Annotated in this window: 7 protein-coding genes and 1 pseudogene; 7 read left to right on the top strand and 1 reads right to left on the bottom strand. The window is 53.1% G+C overall.

The genetic code is table 11. From position 1 onward, the window contains the following. The first annotated feature begins 65 nt into the window (after nucleotides 1-65). The 3 genes from JRF57_14800 (at nucleotide 66) to JRF57_14790 (ending at nucleotide 4232) form a co-directional block, all read left to right on the top strand. Nucleotides 66-890: a hypothetical protein gene (locus tag JRF57_14800; GenBank protein ID MBW2304969.1), complete on the top strand. Its 825-nt coding sequence runs from the start codon at nucleotides 66-68 to the stop codon at nucleotides 888-890. 28 nt (nucleotides 891-918) lie between these two features. Continuing rightward, nucleotides 919-3369: a primosomal protein N' gene (priA, locus tag JRF57_14795; protein MBW2304968.1), complete on the top strand. Its 2451-nt coding sequence runs from the start codon at nucleotides 919-921 to the stop codon at nucleotides 3367-3369. 131 nt (nucleotides 3370-3500) lie between these two features. Further along, the gene (locus tag JRF57_14790) at nucleotides 3501-4232 is read left to right on the top strand and encodes a flavodoxin family protein (protein MBW2304967.1); all 732 of its coding nucleotides are present in this window, start codon (nucleotides 3501-3503) and stop codon (nucleotides 4230-4232) included. A 181-nt stretch (nucleotides 4233-4413) separates the two neighbouring features. On the opposite strand, the pseudogene JRF57_14785 reads toward JRF57_14790, so the two are convergent. After that, nucleotides 4414-4521, bottom strand: a pseudogene (locus JRF57_14785) (IS3 family transposase). 689 nt (nucleotides 4522-5210) lie between these two features. Between JRF57_14785 and JRF57_14780 the strand changes: the two are divergent. From JRF57_14780 to JRF57_14765, 4 genes are all read left to right on the top strand, one after another. Further along, the gene (locus JRF57_14780; GenBank protein ID MBW2304966.1) at nucleotides 5211-5834 is read left to right on the top strand and encodes a DUF4433 domain-containing protein; all 624 of its coding nucleotides are present in this window, start codon (nucleotides 5211-5213) and stop codon (nucleotides 5832-5834) included. Further along, nucleotides 5812-6930 (top strand): macro domain-containing protein, encoded by a 1119-nt coding sequence (locus JRF57_14775; GenBank protein ID MBW2304965.1) that lies wholly within the window; start codon nucleotides 5812-5814, stop codon nucleotides 6928-6930. Before JRF57_14780 ends, JRF57_14775 begins: the two co-directional genes overlap by 23 nt. A gap of 162 nt (nucleotides 6931-7092) precedes the next feature. Further along, nucleotides 7093-8334, top strand: coding sequence for an AAA family ATPase (locus JRF57_14770; protein MBW2304964.1), 1242 nt, complete (start codon nucleotides 7093-7095; stop codon nucleotides 8332-8334). Beyond that, a complete protein-coding gene (locus JRF57_14765; GenBank protein ID MBW2304963.1) occupies nucleotides 8331-8960 on the top strand; it encodes a hypothetical protein in 630 nt (209 codons plus the stop codon). Before JRF57_14770 ends, JRF57_14765 begins: the two co-directional genes overlap by 4 nt. The last annotated feature ends 590 nt before the right edge of the window (nucleotides 8961-9550 follow it).

Here is a 9550-nt window from a genome sequence, read left to right as displayed (position 1 = left end):
CCCCATGTCATATTGGGGCGGAAAGGGGCCGGACACATCCTTCGGATCGATTGTGGTGTGAGTCTATGGTTCAGTTCAAGCACTATCGGAGCCGCCGCCGGATCGGGGTCAGGATCCGGGGGGGCCTGCCTTGGTTGCTGCTCGTCCTTTCCCTTCCATGGACGGTTGCTGCCTACGTCATGCCGGCGGAACAGGTCCTTGGTTTCGTGGCCAAGAATTTTTCAGGATTTAAAGCGGTTCTCATGGAGCAGGCCGTTCGGGTGGAGTCCCGGGACGCGGGAGAGGCGCGGCTTTACAAGGAAAAGGTCTGGGCCCGTTCACCTGGTTATTTCCGGGCGGAGAGGGAGTCGGAAGAATCCGGTGCGGAATCGACCCCTGTGGATCACGCCTACCGCAGTCTCCTGATGTCCGGATCGGCCTCTCGCCTCCAGGCCCTCTTGTCGGGGCTGGGGATCGATCTGGAGGAGGTGGCTTTCGACCGGGTGGAACGGACAGTCGCATACCGGATAGGGTCACGGGATCCCGAAGCGCCTAAGATCTTCATCGAAAAAAAGCGATTCCTGCCCCTGCTCCTTACTTACAGGTCCCAGGCCGGAGAAGAGCATCCCCTCGTCCGTGTCCGGTTCGGCGATTACCGGAAAGTGCAAGAGGGGTGGTACCCCTTTAAAATCGTCTATTCTCGGGGTGATGACAGGCGTATCACATACACGGTCCTGGATCTCAAGACCAACGTTTCCTTGGAAGTTCCTTCTCCTCCCTCTTCCGGTTCCGAGACTCCTTCGGTCGAAACGCCGCCCGTCGCTCGACCTCCGGACCGGGAAAAGGCCGTTTCGGAAAAGGAACGGCTACGGAATATCATCAAGGCCTTTGAAGAAAAATACCCCCAGTGAATCATTTCCCTCATCACCGGATCGACCCTTGACACCCGGAGAGCCATTCTGTCTCAGGGTTGCGGTGACCGTGCCGGTCCGCGATACCTTTCAATACGCGGTCCCTCCGCATTTGCGGTCCAGGGCCGGAACTGGAGTTCGCGTTTGGGTGCCCTTCGGCGGCGGCAAGGTCCTCGGCTTCATTCTCGGAAGGGAACCCTGGGACGGGAGGCGGAAACTCAAAGAAATTCTGGAGGTCGTGGATGAGGACCCCCTCTTCACCAGGGGCCAGGTCCCCTTTTTTCAATGGATGGCGGACTACTACATTTACCCCATCGGACTCCTCATCCAATCGGCCTTGCCCGGGGGATTGAAGTCCCGCTCATTCAAGAGCGCCAGGCTGACCCCGAAGGGGGAGGAAGTCCTGCCCCTCCTGCCGGCCAAGTCCGCCGAAGGAGCCTCCCTTCGATGGATCAAGGAGCATTCCGGGGAGCGCCTCTCCATCGCCCCGGAGCGGATCAAGGTCCTGCAAAGCAGGGGCTGGATAGAGATCGAAACCCGGACCGGGAAAAAGCATGGAGGCCCCCTTCTCCGCAAGTGTGTGAAGATACGGGAAAGCGTCGATTTCGATGGGTTCCTGGAGACGAAAATCCGATCCCTGAGGGCCGAAAACGAGGAGGAGATGCTCCGGGAAGTGCGGGAATCAGGGGAAATCCTCCTGAGCGAATTGACCTCCCGATATCCAAACGGGGCCTATCTTGTGCGGAAGTGGAGGAAAAAGGGACTGCTCGAGATATGCGAGAGACCGGTGTTCCGGAGCCCCGCAGGGACCCAGTGGCTTCCCGGAACCCGCCCCGAGGCGCTCTTCCCCCAGCAGGAAGAGGTTCTGGCGGACATTGTAAAGGGCCTTCGAAGGAAGACCTTTTCCACATTTCTGCTTTACGGAGTCACGGGGAGCGGAAAAACGGAAGTCTACTGGAGCGCCGTCGAGGAGACGATCCGGCTGGGCCGTCAGGCCATCCTCCTGGTTCCGGAGATCGCCCTGGCGGTCTACATGGAAGGGATCTTCAGGCCGCGCCTGGGAGACCGGGTCGCCCTTTACCACAGCGGCCTTGGGGAGGGAGAACGTTACGACGAGTGGATTCGAATGAGGAGAGGAGAGGTGGACCTCGTCATCGGGGCCCGTTCGGCCTTGTTCGCCCCCCTGCCGAATCCCGGGCTCATCATAGTGGACGAGGAGCACGACCCCTCATACAAGCAGGAAGAGGCTCCCCGTTACCAGGCAAGGGACGCCGCCGTCGTGAGGGGGCGGATCGAGAAGGCCCTGGTACTCCTTGGTTCAGGTACCCCCTCTGTTCAGTCCTACCAGAACGCCCTTGAGGGACGGTACCGTCTCCTCACCATGCCGGAGCGGATCGAGAGGAGGCCCCTCCCGGAGGTCCGGGTTATCGACATGAAAGAGGCGGGTGGGGATGGAGAAGGGGACGGGATCCTCAGCCGTCCACTCAAGGAGGCAATGGACAGGCACCTGGACCGGGGAAAACAGGTGATCCTGTTTTTAAACAGGCGCGGTTTCGACCGGGTGCATCTGTGCCGGTATTGCGGCGAGTGGGTCCGGTGCGTAAACTGCGATCTCGCCCTGATCTACCATCTGAGGGACGACCGCCTGGCCTGCCACTACTGCGGTTACAACACCAGACCCCGGACCACCTGCTCCTCCTGCGGCCGTGAGGGGATGCGCTCTTACGGATTCGGGACCGAGCGACTGGAACACGAACTGGAAACCCTTTATCCCGGCAGGCGCATCGCGAGGATGGACCGGGACAGTACCCGCCGGAAAGGCCGCACCTTTCAGATTCTGAGAGAGTTCGCCCGGGGGCAAGTGGATATCCTGGTGGGAACCCAGATGATCACCAAGGGGTATGATTTCCCGAACGTGACCTTGGTGGGGGTCATCGCCGCAGACTTTTCCCTGGGATTCCCCGATTTCAGGGCCAGCGAGAGGACGTTCCAGCTTCTCTCCCAGGTGGCGGGACGTGCGGGGCGGGGGGATGAGAAAGGGACGGTGATCATCCAGACCTTCAATCCGGGGCACTATGCCATCACGGCCTCCAGGGACCACGATTACGCTTCCTTTTTCTTCCGGGAAAAGGAGCTGAGGGAACAACTGGGGTATCCACCCTTTGCATACCTGGCATGTCTGCGGATCAGGGGGAGGGGGCGGGAGGAAACCGCGGAGACCGCCCGCGAGGTGGGAAGAGCAATGCTGGGGATACTCGAGCGGTGGCCGAAAAGAGGAAAGGAGATCCAGGTCCTGGGCCCAACAGAGGCACCCCTGCCCAGGCTCAAGGGGCAATATCGATGGCATATCCTGGTCAAGAGCAAGGCCTCGGGACTCCTGCACTACTTCCTCGGGAAGGTCGAGGACCGGGCGAAGAAGATCACGAGAAAGAGGGGAGTAAGCCTGTCGATCGACGTGGACCCCTACCAGATGCTTTAGGGCCGGGACACCGTCCGCTTTTTCAGCACCATGGTCCCGGAAGGATCGTTGACGGTTTTCCGTTCCCATGAAAGAGCGGGTTGATTCGGGGTTTCCTTTCAATCACCCGCAAGGTGAGGAGGGTGTGTGTCGTGAAAGTACTGGCCTTCAATTGCAGTCCGAACATGGATGGCGGGAACACCGCCCTGATTTTCAACCCCTTTCTCGAAGGCCTGGAGGAGGAAGGGGCCGAAGTGACCCGATTTTATCTAAGCAGAATGAAGATCCGTCCGTGCGCGGGCGATCTTCATTGCTGGTTCAAGAAACCGGGGATCTGCATTCACAAGGACGACATGCAGGATCTCTATCCGCTTCTCAGGGAAAGTGATCTCTGGGCCTTTGCCACGCCGGTGTATTTCGACGGGGTAAGCGGTCCCATGAAGAACCTCATGGACCGGATGGTGCCCCTGGTCCTGCCCTTTGTGGAGTTACGGAAAGGACATTGCTCTCATCCACGGCGGGAAGGGACAAAGGGGGGCAAGGTCGTGTTGGTCTCCTCATGCGGTTTCTGGGAAGAGGACAATTTCGATCCCCTTCTCCTCCACATGAAGGCCTTTTGCCGGACCATCGGCCGGGACTTCGCCGGGGCCCTGCTCCGCCCCACGGGGGGCACCTTCAAGGGGATGCTTGAGCTGGGACGGCCCGTGGGAGACATCCTCGATGCGGCCAGGGAGGCCGGGCGGCAGCTGGCGGGAGCGGGGCGGATGGATCCCGAAACGTTACGGGTGGTAAGCCGCCAACTCCTGCCCCTGAACAAATTCGTCGAGGTTTCCAACCGGGTGTTTCAGGAGGCCCTGGACGGCCTAAAAAAGGAAGAGAAGTAGAGAGTGACATCTTTGCACTGTTGGGGTACCGGCACGCTGAACATCATCGACTGGTGCAAGGAAAACGGAAATCCCACACCTATTTGGGAAGAACGTGCCGGATAGGTTTGTGTGACTTTCTTGCCTGCACTCTTACGCGACAAGGCGGAGGCTGGATTTTCCCCAAAAAAGTGGACAGTTGCTAAAAGCAAACTGCCGACTTCATAGTCTGTTCATATTCGGCCGGGGAAAGGTAACCGAGTGTGGAATGTCTCCGCTGGCGATTATAAAAAACCTCTATGTATTCAAACGAGAAGATGGCCACGGCTTTTTTAAGTTGCAAGCCGTACGGCTTCAATTTTAAACTCCCTATCGTATTTTTTAGCCATTCGACACACCTCCTATCTGCAGTGTGTCCACGTTTTGGGGGAAGGACACAAGCCCTTTAAAATCAATCCGAATGAGTGTGGACGCTTCAGATTGTGAACGGGGCGTGAATACGTTACAATATCAAGATTGACACCTACAAACTGATCGTACAACAGTACAACCTGAGGCCCGCAAAGGTCCCACGTCCTGTCTGCCTTTTTCGTATGCATCGGGACGTGAGCCGTCAGCTGGATGATCTCCTTGATATCCGTGTCGGCACGGAACGACTGGTGCAGCATGTAGCAGCTCCTGGCAGCGGCAGATCTGGTTTATGATGCGGTTGGGAGGGGGATTCGAGGGCTTCCCATCGTGGTGCGGCCTGCGAGCCGTCTTCGCGACTTCGGGCTACTGGGCGGTTGCGGCGCCAAGCAGTGAACTGGGAAAGTGGCTGGGAATAAAACAGAGGTCATGATTGTCAATAACCAAGGTTTTTCCCCACTTTTACCATAAGCGGGTTAAAATTTCAGGCGGATTAAACTGGTCTTGGTTTCTTCCTATAGGACAGACCTCTTTCTATGACGATATGATAAGCAAGATGTGACCCCTGGCCTATGGAAATGGGTTAAACGGATGGAGCGTCATGAATTAACAGAACTGCACTACATTACTCCCATAGTCAACGTGCCTTCAATCATCAAGTTGGGTATTTTGTCCCATAATCGGGCAAAGCATGTGCCACATGAATCCGTGGCCATGAACACGATTCAGGATCGAAGGGCAAGGGTTACCGTACCAGGAGGGAAAAAGCTACATGACTATGCGAATCTCTATATTTGTGCGAGAAACCCTATGATGTACAAATGCCAAGCACAACATCAGGAAATTTGCGTACTTATGGTCAGCCCAAACGTTCTCGATCTCCAAGGTGTTGTAATTTCCGACAGAAATGCTTCAAGTGATTACGCGATTTTCAAGGCTGCCCCCGGTGGACTCAGCATCGTGAATCAAGAGTGGACCTTTGCAGAGTACTGGACAGATGGAGACCAGATTACCGAGTGGAGAAAGAAAGCTGCCAAGTGTGCCGAGGTGCTTGTGCCCGACAAAGTGAAACCGGGTTACATTACAGGGGCATATGTCTCGTGCCAAGATGCGATGGCCTCGTTTCAAGCATTAGGCACAAAATTTCCGGTTGTGATAAACAGCCATCTCTTTTTCAGATGGGGGAAGATCCATGGTGAATGTGATTATGGGTGACATGTTTGAATCCAAGGTGCAGACGCTGGTCAACACGGTAAACTGCGTCGGAGTCATGGGCAAAGGGATTGCGCTTGAGTTCAAAAAACGCTTCCCTGACATGTTCGAGGATTATGTGAAGCGCTGTGACGCCAAACAGGTCCGTTTGGGGAGGCCCTATCTGTTCAAACGCATGTTCCCGCCTTGGATTCTCAACTTCCCGACGAAAGACCATTGGCGGTCTGTTTCGCGTATCCAGGACATTGAGGAAGGCTTGCGCTACCTCCGAGAACACTACAAGGAATGGGGCATCACATCCCTGGCTGTCCCGCCTCTCGGATGTGGTCATGGTCAGCTTGAGTGGCGCGTGGTTGGGCCGACCCTGTACAGGCATCTTAAAACATTGGACATCCCCGTGGAACTTTTCGCGCCCTTCGGTACGCCCCATGAAGAACTGCAGGTGTCTTTTCTGGACAGAGTACAGGATGCGGCAGTTGCAAGACCGGCTCCCCAACGGATCAGCCCGGCATGGGTCGCGGTTGTGGAGATTCTTAGAAGAATAGAAGATGAACCTTTTCACTGGCCCGTTGGGCGTACCACCTTTCAAAAGATCGCTTACTTTGCGACAGAGTCCGGAATTCCGACGGGTTTGAAATATCAACGCGGCAGTTACGGGCCCTATGCGCCGGCCTTGAAGGAACGAATTACAGTCCTGGTTAATAATGGGCTGATTCGCGAGGAACGGTTAGGCCGAATGTTCGCTGTCCGTGTAGGGCAAACATTCAATGATGCCAAGCGGGCCTATGCTGACCAGCTTCAGCAATGGGAGTCCATTATCGAAAAGGTGGCCGACCTTTTTATGCGAATGAGGACCAAACAGGCCGAAGTGGCTGCCACGGTTCATTTCGCAGCACAGGAATGGAAGGATAGCACTGAAGCCCCTCCTACAGAAAAGGACGTGCTCAATACGGTTATGAAATGGAAGCAGAAGCGCCGTCCTCCGTTGGAAGAAAAGGAAGTGGCCATGACGGTACGTCATTTAAATATGTTGAGTTGGATCACAGCCAAGGCGAGTACCGATTTGCCGATTACCGAAGAGGAAATTCTTCATGTCTAGCAATAACGTAACTGTTCAAATGAAAAAGAAGAGGATAACGGTGCCCAGTCACGATCCGGCAGCAAAGCTCGACCACTTAAGGCGTGAGATTATGACTGTGCGGTTTTACGAGATACTAGCCGAGGCGATTTAGGTGGTCTATCGTTTATAGGAGGAGATTGTATGATTCGATTGATAGAGGCCAAAGGCTACCGTTGCCTCCGTTATGTCAGAACAAAAATTAATGCTTTTGAAATCCTTGTTGGTCCCAATGCCAGCGGCAAGTCAACGTTTCTGGATGTGGTTCGCTTCCTTGGTGATGTCGTTTCCAAAGATCTTGATGTAGCGATTAGGGAACGGTCTGATAATCTCACCGACCTGTTCTGGAAAAAGAAAGGAGACCACTTTGATCTGGCAGTAGAAGTTGAAATACCGAAACGTTTTCAAAATGTGATAAAAGGAGAATTTAACACATGTAGGTATGAAATCTCACTCGAAATCGATTCTATTAATCGAGAAAATTCTATTCGAGCCGAACGGGTACTTTTCCTGCCTCGTTCTGAAGAGCCTTCTATTCAAAAATCTCTTTTCCCTTTCCCGCCATCTCCTCCTGAAACTATCTTAACCTCTGTTCCGAAGAGAGGAGTTAAGACCGTTGTCAACAAAGTATCTGGAGGAAATGACAATTTCTATGATGAGACTGGAAAGGGTTGGGATCATGCGTTTAAACTTGGTCCTCGCAAATCTGCTCTCGCAAATCTGCCTGAAGATGAAACAAAATTTCCTGTTTCAACTTGGTTCAAACGTGTACTCATTGACGGAATACAGAGTTTGGTTCTCAATAGCCTGACGATGCGGAAACCGAGCCCTCCGGGCCAACCAAAGACCTTTAGGCCTGATGGATCTAACCTTCCATGGGCTGTCGAGCATTTTCAGAGTAATAATCCTGACAACTTTAAACGATGGGTTTCACATATCCGCACAGCGCTTCCAGACATTAAAGCAATTGAGACTATAGAACGGCCTGAAGACCGACATCGTTATTTGCAAATCGTATACGAAAATGGCTTGAAGGTTCCCTCTTGGGTTCTTTCGGATGGAACGCTTCGGTTATTAGCTCTTACTCTTCTGGCGTATCTCGATTATCCGTATATTTACTTGATTGAGGAACCAGAAAATGGCATCCACCCTCAAGCGGTGGAAACAGTTTTTCAAGCCTTTTCTTCCGCTTATGAGGCACAGATTCTGTGTGCTAGTCACTCTCCAGTCATTTTATCTCTGGCGGAACCTGAACAAGTATTATGTTTCGCCCGAACTGAAGACGGTGCCACCGATATTGTGCGGGGTTCAGATCATCCAAACTTGAAAGACTGGCAAAGAGGCACAGACCTTGGAACCCTCTTTGCAACAGGGGTTCTTGGATGAGTGAAGGATATCCACTAGATCTCGTCGTATTGGTTCCGGGTAAGGATGATCGCGAGGCAATTGATGGCCTGTTATCAAAAAGAAGCAAAAGCCTCGGAATTCGTCCTATTCACTATGAAATATTGGTTCATCCACGCCGTGATCCAGGATGTTTTCATGAAGCTCAGCACATACTTCAGCCATATTTTAACAGAGCTGCCTATGCGATGGTTATTTTTGATCATGAAGGTTCTGGTCAAGAGGCCCGCCCTGCCGGTGAAATAGCTGATGACTTGGAAGATAAACTTCGCCAAAAAGGCTGGCAAAATCGAGTATGTGTGCTTGTTATTGAACCGGAACTCGAGATTTGGATATGGAGTCACTCCCCGCAAGTAGATGTTGCCTTAGGGTGGACCGGACGCGGTCAACGCCTTCGCACATGGCTATTAAACAAAGGATTTTGGCCTGATGGCGACACAAAGCCTCTTCGTCCCAAAGAATGCCTTATTGAGGCATTGCGTGAAGTTCGTGTCCAACGATCTTCCGCGATATATCGAGAATTAGCGGAAAAAGTTGGTCTACAAAGATGTCAAGATCCAACGTTCGATAAACTAAAAAATGTTTTAAGGTCATGGTTCCCAGGGTAATAATAGATAACAAAGACGGAAGATTGATTGATCGGATATTAGACGAGCCTAGAGCCCGGAATGCTTCCGAGGATCTATGAGCGATAAATGGAGCCTCATCTTGAATAGTGAATAATTGTTGGCATTTTGGCGTTCGGGAGGCAATGTTTCATTCATGGCGAGGGCATGAAGGATAGAGTTTAAAGGGGCCTTTCATTGTATCCTGTCTCGCGGCGACGAGAAAAGGGACATCTTTTTAGGATGATGAGGATCGAAGAGTGTTTTTGAAGATGGTGGGGGAGGTGTGACCTTAATACACAGCCCCGCTCCCGGAGTGGAAAAAGATGTGCCTCTTCACTTAGGCCCATTTAATCCAACATCCTTCTCCCTTTTGTCAATTTATTCCGGAGATATTACCCCCTTTCTATCACAAATATCCCGGGAATCTACGCCAAGGCCTGTAAGGACAAGCGGGATTTTTTGTTTTGTGCAAATCCAAACTTTTATTTGCGTTTTGCACGGCGATGTGGTAGAAAAATGGCATGATTACCCGCGAGATCTCACAAGAGTTGGTGGAATCGGCTGCCGAGTACCCCGTGGTCACGGTCCTG

This window comes from Deltaproteobacteria bacterium (assembly GCA_019310525.1).
Taxonomy (GTDB): domain Bacteria; phylum Desulfobacterota; class DSM-4660; order Desulfatiglandales; family HGW-15; genus JAFDEE01.
Note: the sequence above shows the minus strand (reverse complement) of the source record. Positions and strands in the feature narration are given on the sequence as shown.